Below are 19,747 nucleotides of genomic sequence, written 5' to 3' on the forward strand. Positions count from 1 at the left end.
ATGCAGTTCGACGCAGCCTCACGCCCCGCGGACCTCGACGCTGCGACGCTGGCGCAGCGATTCGCGGCCGGAACGCTGACCCCGACCGAGGTCGCCGAAGACGTCATCGCGCGCGTCACGGAGCGCGAACCCGAACTCAACGCCCTGTACCTGTTCGACCCGGAACAGGTGCGCCGCGACGCCGCGGCCTCCACCGAGCGCTGGCGGGCGGGGGCGTCGCGCGGCCCGTTCGACGGGGTACCCGCGACGGTGAAGGAGAACATCGCCCGCGCCGGTCAGCCGAAACCCGCAGGCACCGCGGTCCCCCACCCGCCGATCGCCGACCGCAACGCGCCGACGACCGATCGTCTGCTCGAGGCGGGCGTCGTCATCGTCGGGTCCACCACCATGCCCGACTGGGGCATGCTCTCCTCAGGGGTCTCGAGCCTCCACGGCATCACACGCGGCGCGATCGACCCCGCGCTCACCTCGGGCGGATCGAGCGCTGGGGCCGGCACGGCCGCGGCGGCCGGCTACGGACCGTTCCACATCGGCACCGACATCGGCGGGTCGATTCGCCTCCCGGGATCGTGGCAGGGACTCACGGCGCTGAAGCCGAGCGAGGGGCTTATCCCCCTCGATGTGCCGTACGCCGGTCGCGCGGCCGGACCGCTGACCCGGACCGCCGCCGACACGATCCGCCTCATGTCGATCGTGGCGCGCCCCGACCCGCGCGATTACCTCACGCGGCCGTACGCACCGATGGACTGGTCGACGGACCCCCTCCCGCCGACGGGCATGCGCGTCGGCGTGCAGCTCGATGCCGGTTCCGGCCTGCCCGTGGAGCCGGAAACCCTGGCGGTCATCGAGCGCGCGATCCAGCGGTTCGCCGCAGCCGGCGCGAGTGTCGAACCCCTCGACCCGTTCGTCCCGCCCGAGGTGCTCGACGGACTGGTCGACTTCTGGCGTACCCGTTCGTTCGTCGATTACGCTGCGCTCGGCGAGGCGGAGCGCGCAGCAGTGCTGCCGTTCATCGCGGAGTGGTGCGCCGCAGGCGAGCACGTCAGCGCCGCACAGACCGTGCGCAACCGGAATCGCATCGATGAGATGGCGCGCCTCACTCGAGCGGCGACCGATCCGTTCGACCTCGTCCTCTCCCCCGTCACCCCGGTCGCGGCGTTCCCCGCAGAGGATCCCATGCCGATCACCGACCCGCTGCAGACGATGGGTCACATCTCGTTCACGGTGCCGTACAACATGTCGGGCCAGCCGGCGGTCTCCATCGGCGCCGGACGGCAGGCCGACGGACGCACCGTGGGGCTGCAGATCGCATCGCGCATCGGCACCGACGACCGCCTCATGCGGGTCGCCGCGTGGTTCGAGTCCGTGCGGGGCGACGCCGCGAGGGTCGACTGGACCGCCCTCGGGCGAGCCTGAGGCGTCCGCTCGCTACGACGCGGGCGGGGTGTACCGGCCGTCGATGGCGGTCCAACCGCCGTCCACCATGAGCGTCGACCCCGTCACGAACGAGGACGCCTCCGAGGTGAGGAAGACGACGGCGCCCGCCAACTCCTGGGGCTGCGCCCAGCGCCCGAGCGCCGCCTTCTGCGCGTAGGCGTCGTACCACTCGGCGTCGGCCGAGATCTGCGCCGTGAGCGGCGTCTCGACGACACCGGGTGCGATCACGTTGACACGGACGCCCCGCGACCCGAACTCGGCCGCCGCGGTCTTCGCGAGCTGCACCAGGCCGGCCTTGGTCGCGGCGTAGACCCCCTGGCCCGGCTCGACGACCTGCGCGCGGATCGAGGCGAAGCCGACGATGGAACCGCCGCCGTTCTCGGCGAAACGCGCACCGAAGCGACGGATGAGCTGGAACGACGCGCGCAGGTTCAGGTTCACCACGCGATCGAACTCGTCGAGCGAGTAGTCCTCCATGCGCTTGCGCACGTTGGTGGCCGCGGTGAAGACGAGCGCGTGCGCGTGTCCGAAGCGCTCGACCGCGGCATCGACCGCCGCATCATCGAGCACATCGAGTTGGGTCGCCTCAGCCGAACCGCCGCCCGCCGAGATCAGCGAGACGGTCTCATCGGCGCCGGCGACCGAGAAGTCGGCGACGACGACGTGCGCGCCCTGCGCGGCGAGCGCCTGCGCGGCTTCCCTGCCGATCCCGCTCCCGGCTCCGATGACGACGACGGTGCGGCCGTCGAGTCGGAAGAGGCCGGCGTAATCCGGTGCGGTGGTGTTGCTCATCTGGGTTCTCCTGATCGGGGGGGGTCAGCTGCGTGCGCGGGGACGGATCATCGCCATGCGAGTCACGGTGCACTCCTCGATGGCGAACCGGGGGCCCTCGCGGCCGACACCGGAGTCCTTCACCCCGCCGTAGGGCATGATGTCGGAGCGGAAGCCGGGGATCTCGTTGACGACCACGCCGCCGACCTCGAGCCGCTCGATCGCCGCGAACGCCTGCTCGAGCGACGCGGTGAAGATCGCGGCCTGAAGGCCGTATCGGGACGCGTTCACGACGTCGATCGCCGCGTCGACGTCATCGACGGTCGCGAGGCAGACGACCGGTCCGAAGATCTCCTCGGCCCAGAGGTCGACCTCGCTCGGAACATCGCCGAGCACGGTCGGGCGGATGAGCGCCGGGTCGTCGCCGGTCAGCGGCGGGGTGAGGAGTGTCGCCCCTGCGGTTTCGGCGCGGGTGATCATCTCTCGGATGCGCTCCCCCGACGCGGCGTCGATCACGGGGGCCACGTGCGTGTCGGCGTCGCGCGGGTCGCCGACCACGAGCTCGTCGATCCGCGCGATCAGACGGCGGGTGAAACGATCCGCGATCGGCCGCGCGAGTACCACGCGCTGCACCGAGATGCACGCCTGGCCGTTCGCGTAGAACCCGCCGCGCAGCACCGCGTCGACCGCGGCTTCGATGTCCGCATCCGCCGCGACGATGAAACCGGTGTTCGATCCGAGCTCGAGCACGACCTTGCGGGGCGCGGCCTGCTGGGCGATCAGATGGCCGACCGCGGCAGAGCCGGTGAACGAGACCACCCGCGCACGAGCGTCGCGCACGAGCGTCGCGCCGACGTCAGCGCTTCCGTTGACGAGCTGCGCCGCCGCCCGGCTCACCCCGTGCTCGGCCAACGCGTCTCGTGTGATGGCGAGCAGCTCGATCGTCGTCAGCGGGGTCTGCGGCGCCGGCTTGATGATGACGGGGCACCCTGCCGCGAGCGCCGGAGCGAGCTTGTGTACGGCGAGCAGCAGCGGATAATTGAAGCCCGCGATGCCGACGACGACGCCGGCGGGCCGGCGCGTGTAGTACCCGATCATGCCGCGTCCGAGCTCTTGGAGGTCGAGCGGCACGGTCTCCCCGCCGATGCGCGAGACCTCTTCGACGGTCGCTTCGAGGGCCACGATGGTGCGCGCCACCTCCACGCGACAGTCCCGACGCGGCTTTCCGGTCTCGAGCACGAGCAGGTCCTCGAGACGCGCGGCGTCGCGGCGGACGCGCGCGGTGATCGCCGCGAGTACCGATTTGCGCTCGGACGTCGTCAGGTTCGCCATCTCCGATCGGACTCCGTCTGCGGCGGCGAGGGCGTCCGACGCGTCGCCCACGGTGCCGATCGGCGCCTCGGCGACGATCGACCCGTCGAAGGGGAAGGTGACGGACGCGGTGACCTCGACGTGGCGCCAGGACTCGCCGATGGGCAGTGCCCTCGGCTCGGCGATGAGCGGTGGGGTCGAGACGGGCGTGGGCATGGTGTGACAGCTTCCTGTGGGTGCTCGCCCCTCGATCCGAGTGGCCTTACCATTCAATATACGGGATGATCGACGTGAGACCAACGCAGGAGGACCCATGACCCAGAACTACGAGATCGCCGTACTGCCCGGAGACGGGATCGGCCCCGAGGTCGTCGGGTGCGCGCTCGCAGTACTCGATGCCGCAGAGGCTCGGTTCGGCTTCACGACATCGCGGACGGCGATCTCGGCGGGCGCTTCCCAGTACCTCGCGACCGGAGAGCTCTTCGCCGAGGTGCGCGACGAGCTGCAGCGCCACGACGCGATCCTGTTCGGCTCCATGGGCGACCCCCGTGTGGCGCCGGGAATCCTCGAGCGCGGATTCATCCTCGAGATGCGGCAGCGATTCGCGCAGGCGGCGAACGTGCGGCCGGTGCGCCTCTACCCCGGGGTGAGCACCCCCATCAGCGGCCTGACCCCGGATCGCTGCGACCTCGTCATCGTGCGCGAGAACACCGAGGGGGCCTACGTCGGCCAGGGGTCGACGGTGCACGCCGGTACCGAGCACGCCGTCGCGATGCAGGAGTCCATCAACACGCGGGCAGGGATCGCACGGGTCGTGGAGTTCGCATTCCGCCTGGCCTCGCGTCGTCGCCGCAAGCTCACGCTCTGCCACAAGACCAACATCCTCGTCGCAGCCGGCCGGCTGTGGCAGCAGGTCGTCGCCGATATCGGCGCCGACTATCCCGAGGTCGAGGTCGACTACGTCCACGTCGACGCGATGTGCTTCCACCTTCCGCTCACGCCCGAGCGCTTCGACGTCGTCGTCACCGACAACCTGTTCGGCGACATCATCACCGACCTCGGAGCCGTCATTCAGGGCGGTCTCGGCGTCGCCACGAGCGCGAACCTCAATCTCGACGGCAGCGCGCCCAGCATGTTCGAGGCCATCCACGGTTCGGCACCGGATATCGCCGGTACCGGTGGGGCGAACCCGTCGGGGGCGATCCTCTCGCTCGCGCTCATGCTCGGGCACCTCGGAGAGGGTGCCGCAGCCGCCGCGGTCGAGGCCGCCACCGTACAGGTGCTCGGAGAGCTGCCGGCACTTTCGGGCCCCGGCATGGGACTCACCACCGATGAGGTGGGTGCGCGGATCGCCGCGATCGTGCGCGACGGTGCGGCGGACACGGCGCTGGTGCCCGACTCGGTGCTCACCACGCTCGCCGAGCTCGCCCGGCCCTGACGCCGAACGATTCGGGGAGGAGGCGGATCACGTCCGTCCCCTCCCCGACGTTCAGAATCTGCCGCTGCTGCGCCGCGCTCTCCGCGACAGCGAGTCGATCGTCACCGCGAGCACGAGCACCGCGCCCGTCACGATGTACCTGACCTCGGCGGCCACGCCGATGAGGTTCAGGCCGCTGGTGATCGACTGCAGCACCAGCATGCCGAGCAGCGCGGCGTACACCGAGCCGCGGCCTCCGAAGAGGCTGACGCCGCCGATGACCGCGGCGGCGATCGCCATGAGGTTCGTGTCGGTGCCGCCACTCGACTGGGCCACGGATTGCAGGCGACCCGCCGCGAGCACGCCCCCGAACACCGCGAACATCGAGCACAGCGCGAACACGCTGAGGTAGACGCGGTTGACGGCGATGCCCGCGCGTCGCGCCGCCTCCTCGTTGCCGCCGACCGCGTACACGTGCCGACCCCAGGTCGTGCGCCGGAGCACCTGGTCCATGATCACGATGATGGCGACCCACAGCAGCGGCATGTACCCGATGCCGCGGTCGATGTTGAGGTAGTACGCCAAGCCCCCGATCGCCGCGGTGAGCAGCAGCGCGCGGATCCCGATCGACAGCGTCGATGGCGCCGACAGGCCGCTCGAGCGCCGCTTCCGGATCGTGAGCATGCGCAGACCGAAGTAGAGCAGGCCGGCGAGCACGGCGAGCGCGTACGACGCCCAGTCGGGCAGGAACCAGAAGTTCGCGAAGTCGATGATCCAGGAGTCGCCCGGCAGGTTGACGGTGCCGTTCGAGCCGAGGACCCAGAGTTGCACGCCCAGGAATGCGAGCAGACCGGCGAGCGAGATCACGAAGCTCGGGACCCCGAACCGGGTGTAGAGCAGTCCGTAGATCGAACCGATGAGCAGGCCGCAGACGAGCGCCGCCAGCAGCGCCACGAGCAGCGGCCAGCCCTGATAGACGAACAGTACGGCGAGAATGGCGCCGCCGACACCGCTCACCGAGCCGACCGAGAGGTCGATCTCGCCGAGCAGCAGGACGAGGACGATACCCACCGAGATCATGCCGATCGTCGCCGAATCGAGGCTCAATTCCACCAGGTTCCTCGACGAGAGGAACCTGGGATTCAAGAAGTAGAAGATGGCCCAGATGACGACCAGCCCGACGAGGACCGGGACCATGCCGAGGTCTCCCGACCGCATGCGGCGGATGAAACCGCGCAGCAGTTCTGCGGGGGACGAGTCCTCGACGAGGCGTTCATCGCTCCGGTCGGCGAAGACGGTGGGCGGGAGCGCCGTACTGTTCACCGTGTTCGTGCTCATGGTTTCCGGCTGCTGACTCATGCGTGCTTCTCCTTTGCGGCGCGCTGCGCGACGACGTTGTCCGACGCGCCGGTGATGGCGGCGACGAGATGCTCGGTCGTCGCCTCCTCGATCGTCATCTCCGCCGCGTTCTTGCCGAGACGCAGCACGATGATCCGGTCGGCCACGGCCTGCACGTCGGCCATGTTGTGGGTGATGATCACCACGCCCAGACCGTTCTCGCGCAGACGCTCCACGAGGTTCAGCACCTCGGCGGTCTGCGCGACGCCGAGCGCCGCCGTCGGCTCATCGAGCATGACCACCTTCGGGTTGCCCACCAGACTGCGCGCGATGGCCACCGTCTGCCGCTGGCCGCCCGAGAGCGACGCGATCGGGATGCGCACAGAGGGGATCTTGGCACTCAGCTGACGCAGCAGCTGCCAGCTGCGGGCCTCCATCTCGACCTCGTCGAGCACCCCGCCCACCGTCTCCTCCTGCCCGAGGAAGAGGTTCGCGACGACGTCGAGGTTGTCGGCGAGCGCGAGATCCTGGAACACGGTGGCGATGCCGAGCTCCTTCGCCTGGCGCGGGCCGTTGATCGTGACCGGCGTGCCATCGAAGATGATCTCGCCCTCATCGGGCTGGTACACCCCCGACATGATCTTGACGAGCGTCGACTTGCCGGCGCCGTTGTCGCCGACGAGTGCCACGACCTCACCGGGTGACACGTTCAGATGGACGTCCGTGAGCGCCTGCACGGCGCCGAATCGTTTCCCGATCGCCGAGAGGGTGAGCACGGGAGGGGGTGTCGTCATCGCATTCCTCGCTTCGCAGATGGTGATGGTGGCGCGGGGCGGGTGACGGCGCACCCGCCCCTGCCGATCAGCTCAGGCCCGCGGATGCGCAGGCGTCCGCGTACTGGTCGGTGCAGATCTGGTCGACGGTGTAGAACTCGTCTTTCACAACCGTGTCCTTCACGTTGTCCTGCATCACGGCGATCGGGTCGAGGATGTAGGACGGCACGTCCTGGAAGTCGGTGGTGTCGCTCGGAGTCTCCCCGTTCAGCAGATCGACCGCGAGCTGGGCCGCCTGCTCGGCTTCGGTCTTGATCGGTTTGTACACCGTCATGTACTGCTCACCGGCGATGATGCGCTGGATCCCGGCGAGTTCCGCGTCCTGACCGGTGATCGGCGGGTACTCGCTCACGCCTGCGGCTTTCAAGGCGGCGAAGACGCCGCCGGCCTGACCGTCGTTCGCGGCATACACACCCGCCAGATCGTCCGGATCGATGTTGTTCAGCTGGCTGCTCGTGAACTGCTGCGCGTTGTCCGGGCTCCAATCGGGGTTGTCGTACTCGGCCACGACGGTGAGCTTGCTCTCATCGATGACATTGTGGGCGCCCTGCTTGAACTGCGCGGCGTTCGGATCGGTCGGGGCACCGTTGAGCATCAGAATGTCGCCGGAGTCGCCGGTAGCGTCGACGAGCGCTTCGCCCTGCAGTTCGCCGACGCGTTCATTGTTGAACGAGATGTAGTAGTCGGCTCCGGTGATGAAGCGGTCGTACGCGACCACCGGGACGTCAGACGACTGGGACGACTTCACGATGCCCTCGGCCGACTTGCCGTCGACCGGATCGAGCACCAGCACGGACGCGCCGTCGGTGATGGCCGACTGCGCCTGCTGCTGCTGCTTCGAGGCGTCCTGATCGGCGTTCAGATAGTTGACGGTGCAGTCGTCGCAGAGCTCTTTCACCTTGGCTTCGAAGAGCGGCTTGTCGAAGGCCTCGTACCGGGTGGTCTTCGTCTCGGGCAGCAGCAGCGCGATCGTCTTGCCGCCCTCGCCGTCGCCGGAGGCGTCATCGGCGGAATTCGCCGCGCACGCCGTGAGGCCAGCGGCCGAGATGAGTGTGACCAATCCGAGTGCTGCGGTGCGGGATATGCGGTTCACGGGTTTCCTCCCCATTGAGTCAGTGACCGCCCGCAGTCGAATCGCGTACGGGCTCGAACCACAGTGTGCGCCGATCGCACCTTGCCGTCAAGGGTTGAAGACAAAACAACTAAAAGTTCGCGAATCAGCGAGTTTTATGTTTAGCCCTTGACGCCAAAGAGAAACTGCGCGACAGTACGGACATGACGAGTCCACACAGTTCGGCCGCGCTTCGAGACCGCAACCGCAAACTCGTCTTCGACGCGCTCCGGTCGTTCGGCCCCGCGTCCGAGACCAGTCAGGCCGACGTCGCCAGGCACACCTCGCTCGCGCCGGCGACCGTCTCGTCCAACGTGCGCGAACTCGAGGCCGCCGGCCTCATCACGGTCGCCGCAGGTGCCGGGCGGCGCGGAGCCGTGCTGCGCATCAACCCCGGCGCCGGTCTGGTCGGCGGCATCGACTTCGGACACTCGCACGTGCGCGTCTCCCTCGCCGACCTCGGCGGCACCATCACCGCGAGCACGACGTCCCCCATCGCCGACGATCACGACTCCGACGACGGTCTGCGACTCGCGAGCACCCTGCTCGAGGACCTTCGCGCACACGCCGACCCCGGACTCACGCTGCACGCCATGGGCGTCGGACTCCCGGCGCCGATCGGCGCCGACGGCGTCATCGACTCCGGGTCGATCCTGCCCGGATGGGTCGGCGTGCACGCGCGCGAGGCCGTGCAGCAGCGCTTCGGCGTGCCGACGATCGTCGACAACGACGCGAATCTCGGCGCACTCGCCGAGTACGCGGTGGGAGCGGGCCGCGAGTACTCCAGCGTCGCCTTCATCAAGGTGTCTTCGGGCATCGGGGCGGGCATCGTCCTCGACGGGCAGATCTTCCGCGGCGGCATCGCCACCGCGGGAGAACTCGGGCACCTCACCATGCACGAGGACGGACCGCTCTGCCGGTGCGGCAGCCGCGGGTGCCTCGAGTCGTACGCCGGAGGTGCCTCGCTCGTGCGTCAGTACCGCACCATCGCTCCCGACCTCACGGTCTCCGCGTTCGTCGAACGGGCGACGAACGGTGATGTCGGCGCCCGCCGACTCATCGAAGACGCCGGACGGCACCTCGGTCGTGCAGCCGCCTCGCTCGCCCAGATACTCGGCCCCGAGGCCATCGTCGTCGGCGGCGACCTCGCTGAGGCCGGCGACCTGCTGCTCGACGGCGTGCGCGAGGGCCTCAGGCGTCACGCGCTCGAGTCGATCGCAACGAACACCGCCGTCGTGCAAGCCGGTCTCGCCGACCGGTCGGCCGCGATCGGCGCCGTGCTCATGGCTCTCGAGGCGGTCGACGTCTGACGCGCGCGGTTCGTGGAGTGCCTCCGCGCGGCAGCGGTTCAGATCTGGAGGAGGCGCGGACTCAGCGCATCCACCGCGTAGGTCGCGATCTCGCTGAGCGACGACCCCCGGCCGACGCCGACCACCGGAAGACCGGCGCCGCGCGCCGACGCGAACCCGGTCGGCGAATCCTCGAACGCGACTGCGCGTTCCGCGTCGACGCCGAGGAGTTCGAGCGCCCGAACGTAGCATGCCGGATCGGGCTTCGCACGCTCCACGTCCTCGAGCGCGACGACGACATCGATCGCGTCGAGCAACTCGATCTGACTCAACGCCGGCACGGCGACCGTCTTGCTCGCCGCGGTCACGACCGCGATCGGCGTCCCGGCGGCGTGCGCCGCGCGCACGAACGCCTCCGCCTCGGCGCTGATGCGACGCTCGTGGTACACCGCTGAGAGGTAGCGTCGGTTGAAGAGCGCGACCAGCTCACCGATGCGCCGGGGATCGGCGTCTCCGGAGAGCTCCTGGAACATGCTCTCCTCCGTGCGCCCGAGGAACCAATCGAAGTAGCGCTCGCGCTCGAGATGAACGCCGAGTCGCTCGAACGCGATGCCCGACACGAGTTCTCGGATGAGTTCTTCGTCGTCGGAGAGCGTTCCGTTGAAGTCGATGAGCAGCGCATCGGCATCGGCGATGAGCCGCGCGATATGGGCGCCGCGAACGGTGCGGCGCGGTCGCGTGAGCGTCGGGATCCGGGACATGTCATCCTCCCTCTGACGGCGATTCGGTCAGGGGTGACGCTACGCCGCTCACGCGAACGGGAGGTGAACGGCGCGTGGCCGGGATCAGTCGACCGAGGCGGTCGGCCAGTCGACGCCCAGCAGCTCGTTCGTGCGGGCCCAGTGCCGCTCCCGGAACCCGCGGTCAGCCGCAGCCCGGTGCGTGCGACCCGGAGCACCGTTCGGCAGGAAGTACCCGCCCGACTCCCAGCGATGCACTACAGCGGGATCCGCGAACTGCGCCAGGGTGGCTCCGCCTTCTGCGGCCGAGCTCAAGAAGCGTCGCATGAGGGGCCCGTACGCCCAGCGCAGCACGGAAGAGCTCTCGGCTGAGAAGTTCGTCGCGACGACTCCCGGGTGGAAGGAGTAGGCCGACAGGCCGGCCGCGGTGTAGCGTTCGGCGAGCGTGCGCGCCGAGACGACGTTCGCGAGCTTCGCATTCCCGTACGCGCGATTCGCCCGGAATCGGCGTGCGCTGTCGAAGTCGTCGAAGTCGACCCGTGCGAACACGCGCGAGGCCACGCTCGCGGTGTGCACGACCGTGGCGCGGGATGCGAGCAGGCGATCGAGCAGCAGTCGCGTGAGCAGCATGGGCGCGAGGTGGTTCACCTGGAGGGTGAGCTCGTGCCCATCCGCAGTGATCGACGGCCCGCTGAACACCCCGCCGGCATTGTGCGCGAGCACGTCGATCGCGTCGTACGAGGCCAGCTCGTCCGCCAGTCGGCGCACGTCATCCAGACGCGAGAAGTCGGCGACGTGCACGTGCGGGGTACCCGCCGACTCCGCGGCCCGTCGCGTCTTGTCGGGCGAGCGACCGACCATGACGACCCTGGCCTCCGTCTGCGTCAGGATTCGGGCTGCGCTCGCGCCGATGCCGTCGCTCGCCCCCGTGATGACCACTGTCGGCTGCTCGCTCATGCGCTCATCGTACCGGTCCCTCCGTACCGATTTCGCCCGTATCGAACAAGGGGGTGACGGCACGGATCTCGTCGGGCAAGCTGGCCGTATGACTACTCACGAGAACAAGATCGTTGTCACCCGCACCATCGACGCACCGACGAAGGACCTCTTCAACATCCTCACCCTGCCGGCCAGGCACGCCGAGTTCGATGGCTCGGGTATGGTGCGCGCGGACGAGAAGTCGCAGCGTCTGCAGCACGTCGGCGACGTGTTCGTCATGAACATGCACGCCGAGGCGATGGGCGGCGACTACCAGATGCACAACCACGTCACGGCGCTCGCCGAGAACAAGATGGTGGGCTGGCAGCCCGCGCAGTCGAAGAACCCGAACGAGCCGGAGGGCTGGGAGTGGCTCTATGAACTGAACTCGGTCGATTCGGGCAGCACCGAGGTCACGCTGACCTACGACTGGTCGAAGGTGACCGATGCGAAGCTGCTTCCGATGTTCCCCCTCGTGTCCGAGGAGCAGCTGGAGCAGTCCCTCAATCAGCTCGCCGCAGCGGTCGCCGACGCTTAAGACCGAGCGGGCCCGACCAGCTTCGCCGTGCACTCGAGCGCGGCTGCGGGTTCACTGCCGCGGCAGGTGAGCCGCCGCGGCGGTGCCTGCTCGGCGACGACCTCGACGTCGTGCAGGTGCCGCTCCGGCAGTGGTCCTCGCAGCGTCAGACGCCAGGCCCGCTCGCCGCGGTCCTGCGAGATCACGGCGTAATCGTCGCGCCCCGCAGGCCCTTCGGCGTGCAGCAGCGCCGCGATCGCCGCCTGCGCGACGGGGGCGAGATCGGTGTACCCCCGCAGGTGGTCGGCCGCGATCCGCCCGGAGAAGTGCTGACGCAGCGTGGCCAGGGCAGTGTCGGGCGTCAGCCTGCCGTACGCCACGCCGTCCGGTATGACGACGACGTTCGGAGCGAAACGGTCACCGCCGACGTGCGTGCACTCCCAGACGCGAGTGGGCCACGCCGTGCTGAGGGCCTCCGCCACCGGCCTGCCGCGCACCGAACAGCACACGTCGTGCTGCCCGTGGGCGCACACCAGCACCGTCGCGGGCCGATCCTCGTCCCCCAGCGGTGCCACCCCGTGATCGCCGGCGTCCGCAATGCTGCGCAGCACCTCTGCCGCGGCCCTGAGATCGCTGTCGACCTGCCAGACGCCCCACCGCTGACGCGACTCCCCCGACGGGGTCCGGTGGAGCACCGCCCACTGGCCGAGACCCCCCGCACGCCGTCGCCCGAACCGCCGCACCAGCAGGATGCGGGCGCGGAGCGACCGCGCCGCCGCGAATACCTCGTCGTGCACGTCCGGGTCGATCCGGATGCCGTCGAATCCGTTCGCCGGCCAAGCGCCCCGGTACTCGACGAGCACCCAGGTCGTTCCGCGCGGAGCGGTTCCCGCGAGCGAATCGCCGCGCCGCTCGGCGACGGCGGCGCAGAAGAACGGCGCGGAATCGGACACCCGAGACCTCAGTTGTCGCCGGGTACCAGCACCCCGGCCCGGAGCAGGCGCTTCGCCAGCTCGACGCCGAGAGCCTCGGCGCGCACCGAGTCCGAGCGGTCTGCGGGTTCGCGATCGACCAGACGGCGGACGACCTCACGATCGTCGTCGCTGAAGTCCATCCACCCGACTCGGGTCATCAGGCGGTCACCGACGAACCGGGCTTCGAGCCCGCCGCGCAGCCGCACGATCGACTCGGGGTGCAGTTCACTGGTGAAGCGTCGCTGCGCGAGTGGACCGAGCGGCGCGGGTCTCGCCTCGGTGCGGCGGATGCGGTGCAGGCCGGGACCGGGATCCACCTCGTCGAGCGCCTCGCGCATTCGGGCTGTGATCGCGGCGATCGTCGCCGGATCCGGACCGCGCTGTCCCAGCGGCAGACTCCGTCTCAGTTCAGGGTCGTCGCGCAGCTCCCGCAGCAGAGACGCCGTGATCTCCTCGGCGACGGCGTACGCCGTCCGATTGTGGATCCCGAGGGTGACGTGGATCGAGACCTCGCCCTGCGCCTGCGCGGCGTGCAGCCACCCGCGCGGCAGATAGAGGACATCGCCCGGCTCGAGCACGGCGTCGATCGCGGGCTCCGTCGCCGCGGCCGCGCTCACCTGCTCGCGTCGGTCGGTCCAGGGCTGATCGCGCAGCGGATCGGGGAAGACGGGTTCATGGATGACCCAGCGCTTCGTTCCGCTGATCTGCAGCACGAAGACGTCGTGCACGTCGTAGTGATCGTCGAACCCCTGGTTCTGCGGGGGCGTGATGTAGGCGTTCGCCTGCACCGGACTGCCGAGCTCGTCGTTCAGCGTCGAGACGAGCCGGCCGATCGGATCCCACGTGCGCTGCAGCGCTTGGAGGACCAGCGTCGCCCCGTCGTCGAACTGCCGCCAGAGCGCGGTGTCGTCGAGCTGGTCCGAGATGGTCGCTCCGACACCGGCACCCGAGGTGAACGATGCGGTCGGGAGCGTCGCTCCGTCTTTCGCGACCCGGAGGAACGGCGAGCGGAGCCCGCGCCGCGAGACGAGTTCATCGACCGCGTCCGCCGAGAAGATATCGGAGAAGTCCGAGGCGCCCCGGGTGAGGAGCGCTCGTCGAGCCCAGTACTCCTCGCCGAAACGTTTCCGATCGATATCGATGAGACGCGACGCGAGGACTCCGGTCCCCTCTCGGGCACCGGAGTCCTCACGAGCGTGGCCAGCAGCGCTCAAGAGCGATCCGCGCCGCCGTCGGCTCCGCCGTCATGAACACCGGGCTCACCCGCGGCGCCGCCGTCTGCCGGCCCCTCGGCCCCGCCATCGGCTCCCCCGTCGTGCACACCGGGCGTGCCCGCCGCGCCGCCGTCCGCAGGACCCTCGGCGCCGCCATCGGCTCCCCCGTCGTGCACACCCGGCTCGCCCGCGGCGCCGCCGTCGGCCGGACCCTCGAGACCATTCGTATCGTGATCGGTTCCGCTCATGATTCCTCCTCGAACTCTGCCGGCGAGCCCATCTGCGACGGGGAGATCCCGTCACGCTCACCCGTTGCCGAGTCTAGTGAGCGCATCCCGCCGCGCAGAAGGGGTTGCGCGAGGCTCGAACCGCGCACTCGCCAGTGCCGCCTCGACTCGAACCGACCGGCCGCACGGGTTTACACTAGTCCTTTGAGCAACGGAGCCTGCCGCCCGACTCCCACCCCGAAAGGTCGCCCCATGACTGCGCCCACTCCCGTGCTCACCCCTGCCCGCCGCACGATCGCCCTCTTCGCGCTCGCACTCGGCGGCTTCGGCATCGGCGTCACCGAGTTCGCCTCGATGGGCCTGCTCCCCGACATCGCTCAAGACCTGCTGCCCGGATACGCCGCCTCCCCGACGACCGAGATCGCGCGGGCCGGGATCCTCATCACGATGTACGCGCTGGGCGTGGTCGTGGGGGCGCCGGTCTTCGCCGCGCTCGGCGCCCGCGCTTCGCACGCGAAACTCACGTTCCTGCTGCTCGTCCTCTTCATCGTCGGCACGATCGCCTCGGCCCTCGCGCCGACGTTCGGCTGGCTCGCAGCGTTCCGGTTCATCGCCGCGCTGCCGCACGGCGCCTACTTCGGCGTCGCCTCCCTCATCGCCGCGCGCATCATGGGTCCCGGAAACCAGGGCAAAGGCGTCGCGCTCGCGATCTCGGGGCTCACCGTGGCGAACGTCGTGGGCGTACCCCTCGCCACCTGGCTCGGCCAGCACCTGGGCTGGAGGTGGGCGTACGTGCTCGTCGCGGTGATCTTCGCGGTGACGCTCGCGCTCACGGTGCTCGCGCTGCCCCGCACCCCGGGCGACCCGACCCGTCACGCGCGCGCCGAGTTGCGCGCGTTCCGCAACCCGCGCACCTGGATCATGATCGCGGTGGGATCGATCGGGTTCGGCGGCTTCTTCGCGGTGTACTCGTACATCGCCGAGGTGTCCACCGAGGTGGCCGGCCTCTCGACCGCATCGATCCCGTGGGTGCTCGCCGTCATGGGCATCGGCATGACCCTCGGCAACCTCATCGGCGGCTGGGCGAGCGACCGCGACCTCACCAAGACGATCGTCGTCGGGTTCTCCACCTTCATCGTCTCGCTCATCCTCTACACCTGGTTGGCGCCGACGCCGGTCGGACTGTTCGTCACGGTGTTCCTCATCGGCATCACCCAGTCGATGCTCATCCCGTCGATTCAAGCGCGGTTGATCCGGATCGCCGATCGCGCCGCACTGCTCGGCGCGGCCGTGAATCACGCCGCGTTCAACATCGGCAACGGACTCGGCGCCGCACTCGGCGGAGCGGTCATCGCCGCGGGCTTCGGCTACCTCGCTCCGGGGTGGGTCGGCGTCGCGCTCGCCGTCATCGGACTGGTCCTCGCGCTCGTCAGCGTGATGGTCACCCGTCACGACAAGCGGAGATCTCTGGACACGGTCGGAATTCGAGTCCCGGCCGAATAAGCACGCCGCGCGTCCGAGCGAGCTACCCCGCATCCGCCGCGGCGTCGGCCTCGAGCAGCCGCAGCCACACCTCGCTGACCGTGGGGTACGCGGGCACCGCGTGCCAGAGCCGGTCGACCGGCACCTCGCCGACGATCGCGATCGTCGCCGAGTGCAGCAGCTCGGCGACGTCCTGACCGACGAAGGTCGCACCGATGAGGGTGTTGCGCTCGGCATCGATCACGAGTTTCGCGCGCCCGGTGTAGCCGTCAGCATGCAGCGCCGCTCCGGCGACGGATCCGAGGTCCGCCTCCACGGTGCGCACTGCGGTGCCGGCCGCGCGAGCGTCGGCCTCCGTCACCCCGACGCTCGCGACCTCGGGATCGGAGAAGACGACGCTCGGAACCGCCGCGTGGTCCGCGGTCGCCACGTGCCGCCCCCACGCCCGATCCTCGACGACTGCGTTCCCCGCACGGGCCGCGATGGCCGCGCCCGCGGCGCGCGCCTGGTACTTCCCCTGGTGAGTGACGAGCGCCCGACCGTTCACATCGCCGACGGCGTACAGCCAGTCCGTTCCTACGACGCGCAGCGTGTCGTCGACGGCCAGCGGCAGGGTCACGCCGAGATCGTCGAGACCGAGTCCGTCCGTATGCGGGCGTCGCCCCGTCGCAACGAGCAACTCGCTCGCGGACACATCCGCGCCGTCGGAGAGGTGCACCGTGACGACCCCGTCGTCTGCGCGGGCGACGTGCTGCGGCGACACCCCGGTACGCACATCGACTCCGGCCGCCGCGAGCCCCTCCTGGAGCAGGGGGCCGACGAACGGCTCCGCCTGCCCGAGCAGGCCGCCGCGCGCGATGAGTGTGACCTGCGATCCCAGGGAGGCGAAGGCGAACGCCATCTCGGTTCCGGCGACGCCACCGCCGACGATGATCAGGCTGTCCGGGATCCGATCCACGGAGGTGGCTTCCCTGGTCCCCCACGGGTCGACGCCCGCAAGACCGTCGATCGGCGGCAGCACTGGAACCGATCCGGTCGCCAGCGCGACCGCGGCGCACGTCAGCGGTCGCCCGTCGACCTCGACCCTGCCGACACCGGCCACCCGACCGTGCCCGCGCACGAGTTCGATGCCCGCGTTCGCGACCCAGTCGGCCTGGCCGGCATCATTCCAATCGCTCGTGAACGAGGTGCGCCGGTCGAGCACCGCCTGCACATCGAGTGCGCCGGTCACCGCGGCGTCGGCGCCCGCGACGCGACGGGCCGCGGCGAGCGCCTGACCACTGCGCAGCAAAGCCTTCGACGGCATGCACGCCCAGTAGGAGCACTCCCCTCCGACGCGCTCGGACTCGATGATCGCGACGCGCAGGCCGCGCGACGCCGCGCCATCCGCGACGTTCTCACCAGCGGGTCCGCCGCCGATGACGATCAGGTCGTAGTCGAGTTCAGGGTGCGTCTGCGATGCCATGCTGCATTCTCTCGCATGCGCGCCGCGCTGCACAGGGGCTCTTCCTCCTCGGGACCGAGTCAGCACACCTCGAAGACGTAGTCGGGGTCTTCCGGGGCCACGAGCGCTCGATCCCGCAGGATCGTCGCCCGCGGTGTCGCGCCGTCGCCGCACACCTCCGCGAAGGGTCGGGGCAGGGCATCGGTGTATTCGATGTCCATGACGGCGTCTCCGTACACGTCGGTGTACGTTCCGCACTCGTCGAATGCGGCGCACTCCTCACTCACCGCGAAGTCGAATCCGGCCTCGTCCCGCAACCAGGCGGCGTGCTCGGCCGCGTTCTTCTGCCCTGCGGCGAGTCCGGCGTCGTGTGCGGCGGCGACGAGCGCCGTCGCGACGATGGCGGCATCGTCGCGACTGATCGCTCCATCCGAACGGGTGAACGTGTCCAGGTTGTCGAACTCCACCGCTGCGAATCCGTCGTCGCGGCACCCCTCGATCCAGGTCGATACGCGGTCGATGACGATCGTGCGGCCCGCTTCCGTCGCGATGTCGAGCAGCGCTTCGTCCGGCCAGTCGGGGTCGGTGCGCACCTCGCCGTCGATCCGCAGAATGGCATCCTCCGGCCACGCGTGCATCTCACCCGGTTGCGTCTGGAAGCCGTTGAGGTAGCAGATCGAATACGCGTCCGAGGCGGGTTCCGCCGTACGGTCGCGCGTCACCACGGTGACACCATCGGGCAGCGCGTACGCGGCACCCAGCTGGTAGTCGAATGCCGCCCCGGCCGGAAACTCCGCCGCGGCCCCGGCGGTGATCTCGGGTGACGGTTCACCGGATTCGGATCCGGGAGCGCACGCCGTCATGCTCAGCGCCCCTCCGACCAGGAACGCGGCCAGAAGGAAGCGGGTCCAGCATGGTCCGCTCCGCGCTCGGGTTCGTCTCGCACTCACTCGTGCGGGTCCCCGATGCAGAACTCGTTGCCGTCCGGGTCGGCGAACGTATCCCAGGAGAAGGAGTCATCACCACGGGTGCCGCGGTGTTCGGCTCCGGCGGCGACCCACTCACGCACGAGCGCGTCTCGATCGACGTCGGCTGACCGGTCGAGGTCAAGGTGCATCCGGTTCTTCCCCGGTGTCGGATCGTCGGTCTTCTGGAAGCCGAGCGCGACGGGGAGGTCGGGTGCGCGGACCATGCAGAACCAGCCGTCCGCGTCGAAGACCACCGCACCTCCGACCCGCTCGGCCCACCACTCGGCGATCGTCCGCGGATCGGTGGTATCCAGCGTGACCATTCCCAATCGAATCATGTGCGCTCCGTCCTCTTCCCCTCGCTGTTCGAGCATCTCACGGTTCGAGTCCGCGTTCGGTCCGCTCACGGGCCACTCGCTCCCCCTCCTGCCAGGAGGCGACGTGCTGCACCCGTCCGGCGAGACCGTGCGCATCGATATCGTCGGCGCTGTAGATGCCGGAGGGATCGATCACGTAGAGGTATTTCCCCTCGGAGCAGAACGCGCCGAGGACTTCGGACAGCATGAGCAGAGCCACCGCCTTCGCTTCCACGACCTCCGAGAGGTCGACGACGACGTAGCGCTCTGAGACGCTCTCGGACGACATTCGGCGCACCACGGTCTCCGCGGCGACGAAGTCGATCGTGCCCTGCAGCCGGAAATACGCCGCATTCCCGATGTCGTTCTCCACCGAAGTGTTCGTGATCGCCTCGCGCACGGCCAAGTGCCCGACCTCCGGAATCCGCATGAGATGCAACCCGAGGTCCCGTGACAGTCGCTCGCACGCCGCTACCGCACGGACGCTGTTGCCGTGCCGATCGAGACGCGGCGAGAACGCGGCGAGACCGATGCGCCCGGGCGATGCGCCGACGATGCCGCCGCCGACACCGCTCTTGGCCGGGATCCCGACCGCGGAGACCCAGTCGCCCGCGGCGTCGTACATGCCGCACGTCGTCATCACGGACAGGACGTGCCCGGCGATCTCCTCATCGATGACCCGCTCGCGCGTCACCGGCTGCACGCCGCCTGACGCGAGTGTCGCCCCCATCACGGCGAGATCCCGTGTTGTCACGAGCACCGAGCTCTGCCGGATGTACCCCTCCACCGCGACGGCGGGTTCGGCGGCGAGCGCGTCGCCGGCTCTGAGGATGTTGGCGATCCCGAGATTGCGATAGGCCGCCCCCCACTCCGAGGCGCAGATCGATTCGTCGACCGTGAGCGTTCGGCCCGCGCACGCGGAGAGGAAGCCGAGGACGGCGGAGAACTTCTCTGCGGCCGTCTCACCGGGAACCAGCGCGAACGTGGCGATCGCGCCGGCGTTGATCATCGGATTCGCCGGGCGGCCGCGCTCGTCGACGGAGATGCGGTTGAAGGCGTCGCCCGACGGTTCGATCCCAATGTGCTCGAGCACCTGGTCCAGGCCCCGCTCCCGGATCGCGAGCGCGTAGGTGAACGCTTTCGCGACCGACTGGATCGTGAACGGAAGGTCGGCGTCGCCCGCCGCGTACGTCTGGCCGTCGAGCATCGCGATCGCCACGCCGAACGGCTCGGGATCGACCCCCGCGAGCTCGGGGATGTAGTCGGCCAGTGCGCCGTCCCTCCGCTCAGCGATGCCGTCGAGAACGTTCCGCAGGTACGGCTGGATCGGTGAGCGCATG

Annotated in this window: 19 protein-coding genes; 5 read left to right on the plus strand and 14 right to left on the minus strand. The window is 69.6% G+C overall.

Translation table 11 applies throughout. From position 1 onward, the window contains the following. Positions 1–1,416: an amidase gene (locus J4H85_RS10985; protein ID WP_208239554.1), complete on the plus strand. Its 1,416-nt coding sequence runs from the start codon at positions 1–3 to the stop codon at positions 1,414–1,416. 12 nt (positions 1,417–1,428) lie between these two features. Here J4H85_RS10985 and J4H85_RS10990 read toward each other — a convergent pair whose 3' ends face one another. Both J4H85_RS10990 and J4H85_RS10995 read right to left on the minus strand, forming a co-directional pair. Beyond that, the gene (locus J4H85_RS10990) at positions 1,429–2,229 is read right to left on the minus strand and encodes an SDR family NAD(P)-dependent oxidoreductase (protein WP_208239556.1); all 801 of its coding nucleotides are present in this window, start codon (positions 2,227–2,229) and stop codon (positions 1,429–1,431) included. Between the two features lie 24 nt (positions 2,230–2,253). After that, the gene (locus J4H85_RS10995) at positions 2,254–3,735 is read right to left on the minus strand and encodes an aldehyde dehydrogenase family protein (RefSeq protein ID WP_208239558.1); all 1,482 of its coding nucleotides are present in this window, start codon (positions 3,733–3,735) and stop codon (positions 2,254–2,256) included. A 97-nt stretch (positions 3,736–3,832) separates the two neighbouring features. Between J4H85_RS10995 and J4H85_RS11000 the strand changes: the two genes are divergently transcribed. After that, positions 3,833–4,957 (plus strand): 3-isopropylmalate dehydrogenase, encoded by a 1,125-nt coding sequence (locus tag J4H85_RS11000; protein ID WP_208239560.1) that lies wholly within the window; start codon positions 3,833–3,835, stop codon positions 4,955–4,957. Positions 4,958–5,008: 51 nt separating this feature from the next. Here the strand turns inward: J4H85_RS11000 and J4H85_RS11005 are convergent, their stop codons facing one another. The 3 genes from J4H85_RS11005 to J4H85_RS11015 all read right to left on the minus strand — a co-directional run bounded on the left by J4H85_RS11005 (position 5,009) and on the right by J4H85_RS11015 (position 8,200). Continuing rightward, positions 5,009–6,295: a sugar ABC transporter permease gene (locus J4H85_RS11005; RefSeq protein ID WP_243893619.1), complete on the minus strand. Its 1,287-nt coding sequence runs from the start codon at positions 6,293–6,295 to the stop codon at positions 5,009–5,011. Beyond that, positions 6,292–7,068: an ATP-binding cassette domain-containing protein gene (locus tag J4H85_RS11010; protein ID WP_208239562.1), complete on the minus strand. Its 777-nt coding sequence runs from the start codon at positions 7,066–7,068 to the stop codon at positions 6,292–6,294. The genes J4H85_RS11005 and J4H85_RS11010 overlap by 4 nt, the downstream gene beginning before the upstream one ends. A gap of 67 nt (positions 7,069–7,135) precedes the next feature. Then, positions 7,136–8,200 (minus strand): sugar ABC transporter substrate-binding protein, encoded by a 1,065-nt coding sequence (locus tag J4H85_RS11015; RefSeq protein WP_307863627.1) that lies wholly within the window; start codon positions 8,198–8,200, stop codon positions 7,136–7,138. Positions 8,201–8,382: 182 nt separating this feature from the next. Here J4H85_RS11015 and J4H85_RS11020 point away from each other — a divergent pair, with 182 nt between their 5' ends. Continuing rightward, complete coding sequence (locus J4H85_RS11020; protein WP_208239567.1) at positions 8,383–9,528, plus strand: ROK family transcriptional regulator; 1,146 nt, start codon at positions 8,383–8,385, stop codon at positions 9,526–9,528. Between the two features lie 38 nt (positions 9,529–9,566). On the opposite strand, the gene J4H85_RS11025 is transcribed toward J4H85_RS11020, so the two are convergent. Further along, a complete protein-coding gene (locus tag J4H85_RS11025; RefSeq protein WP_208239568.1) occupies positions 9,567–10,268 on the minus strand; it encodes an HAD family hydrolase in 702 nt (233 codons plus the stop codon). An 84-nt stretch (positions 10,269–10,352) separates the two neighbouring features. Continuing rightward, positions 10,353–11,204: an SDR family NAD(P)-dependent oxidoreductase gene (locus J4H85_RS11030; protein ID WP_208239573.1), complete on the minus strand. Its 852-nt coding sequence runs from the start codon at positions 11,202–11,204 to the stop codon at positions 10,353–10,355. An 88-nt stretch (positions 11,205–11,292) separates the two neighbouring features. On the opposite strand from J4H85_RS11030, the gene J4H85_RS11035 reads away from it, so the two are divergent. Continuing rightward, positions 11,293–11,763: an SRPBCC family protein gene (locus J4H85_RS11035; RefSeq protein WP_208239580.1), complete on the plus strand. Its 471-nt coding sequence runs from the start codon at positions 11,293–11,295 to the stop codon at positions 11,761–11,763. Here J4H85_RS11035 and J4H85_RS11040 read toward each other — a convergent pair. The 3 genes from J4H85_RS11040 to J4H85_RS11050 are packed head-to-tail and all read right to left on the minus strand — an operon-like array spanning position 11,760 to position 14,178. Next, a complete protein-coding gene (locus J4H85_RS11040; RefSeq protein ID WP_208239582.1) occupies positions 11,760–12,695 on the minus strand; it encodes a sucrase ferredoxin in 936 nt (311 codons plus the stop codon). The genes J4H85_RS11035 and J4H85_RS11040 overlap by 4 nt on opposite strands. A gap of 8 nt (positions 12,696–12,703) precedes the next feature. Further along, on the minus strand, positions 12,704–13,930 hold the full coding sequence (locus J4H85_RS11045; protein WP_208239584.1) for a cupin domain-containing protein: 1,227 nt from the start codon (positions 13,928–13,930) through the stop codon (positions 12,704–12,706). Then, complete coding sequence (locus J4H85_RS11050) at positions 13,927–14,178, minus strand: BatC protein (RefSeq protein WP_208239586.1); 252 nt, start codon at positions 14,176–14,178, stop codon at positions 13,927–13,929. The genes J4H85_RS11045 and J4H85_RS11050 overlap by 4 nt, the downstream gene beginning before the upstream one ends. A 231-nt stretch (positions 14,179–14,409) precedes the next feature. Between J4H85_RS11050 and J4H85_RS11055 the strand changes: the two genes are divergently transcribed. Then, positions 14,410–15,660 carry an MFS transporter gene (locus J4H85_RS11055; RefSeq protein WP_208239588.1) on the plus strand — a complete coding sequence of 417 codons (1,251 nt, stop codon included), beginning with the start codon at positions 14,410–14,412 and terminating at the stop codon, positions 15,658–15,660. Between the two features lie 22 nt (positions 15,661–15,682). Here the strand turns inward: J4H85_RS11055 and J4H85_RS11060 are convergent, their stop codons facing one another. The 4 genes from J4H85_RS11060 to glsA all read right to left on the minus strand — a co-directional run bounded on the left by J4H85_RS11060 (position 15,683) and on the right by glsA (position 19,746). Next, positions 15,683–17,104, minus strand: coding sequence for a dihydrolipoyl dehydrogenase family protein (locus tag J4H85_RS11060; RefSeq protein ID WP_208239590.1), 1,422 nt, complete (start codon positions 17,102–17,104; stop codon positions 15,683–15,685). A gap of 59 nt (positions 17,105–17,163) precedes the next feature. Next, the gene (locus J4H85_RS11065) at positions 17,164–17,946 is read right to left on the minus strand and encodes an endo alpha-1,4 polygalactosaminidase (RefSeq protein WP_208239592.1); all 783 of its coding nucleotides are present in this window, start codon (positions 17,944–17,946) and stop codon (positions 17,164–17,166) included. An 83-nt stretch (positions 17,947–18,029) separates the two neighbouring features. After that, positions 18,030–18,389 (minus strand): VOC family protein, encoded by a 360-nt coding sequence (locus J4H85_RS11070; RefSeq protein WP_208239594.1) that lies wholly within the window; start codon positions 18,387–18,389, stop codon positions 18,030–18,032. Between the two features lie 37 nt (positions 18,390–18,426). Next, positions 18,427–19,746: a glutaminase A gene (gene glsA / locus J4H85_RS11075; RefSeq protein WP_208239596.1), complete on the minus strand. Its 1,320-nt coding sequence runs from the start codon at positions 19,744–19,746 to the stop codon at positions 18,427–18,429. Position 19,747 lies beyond the last annotated feature (1 nt).

Source organism: Leucobacter tardus, from assembly GCF_017583045.1.
Lineage (GTDB): Bacteria > Actinomycetota > Actinomycetes > Actinomycetales > Microbacteriaceae > Leucobacter > Leucobacter tardus.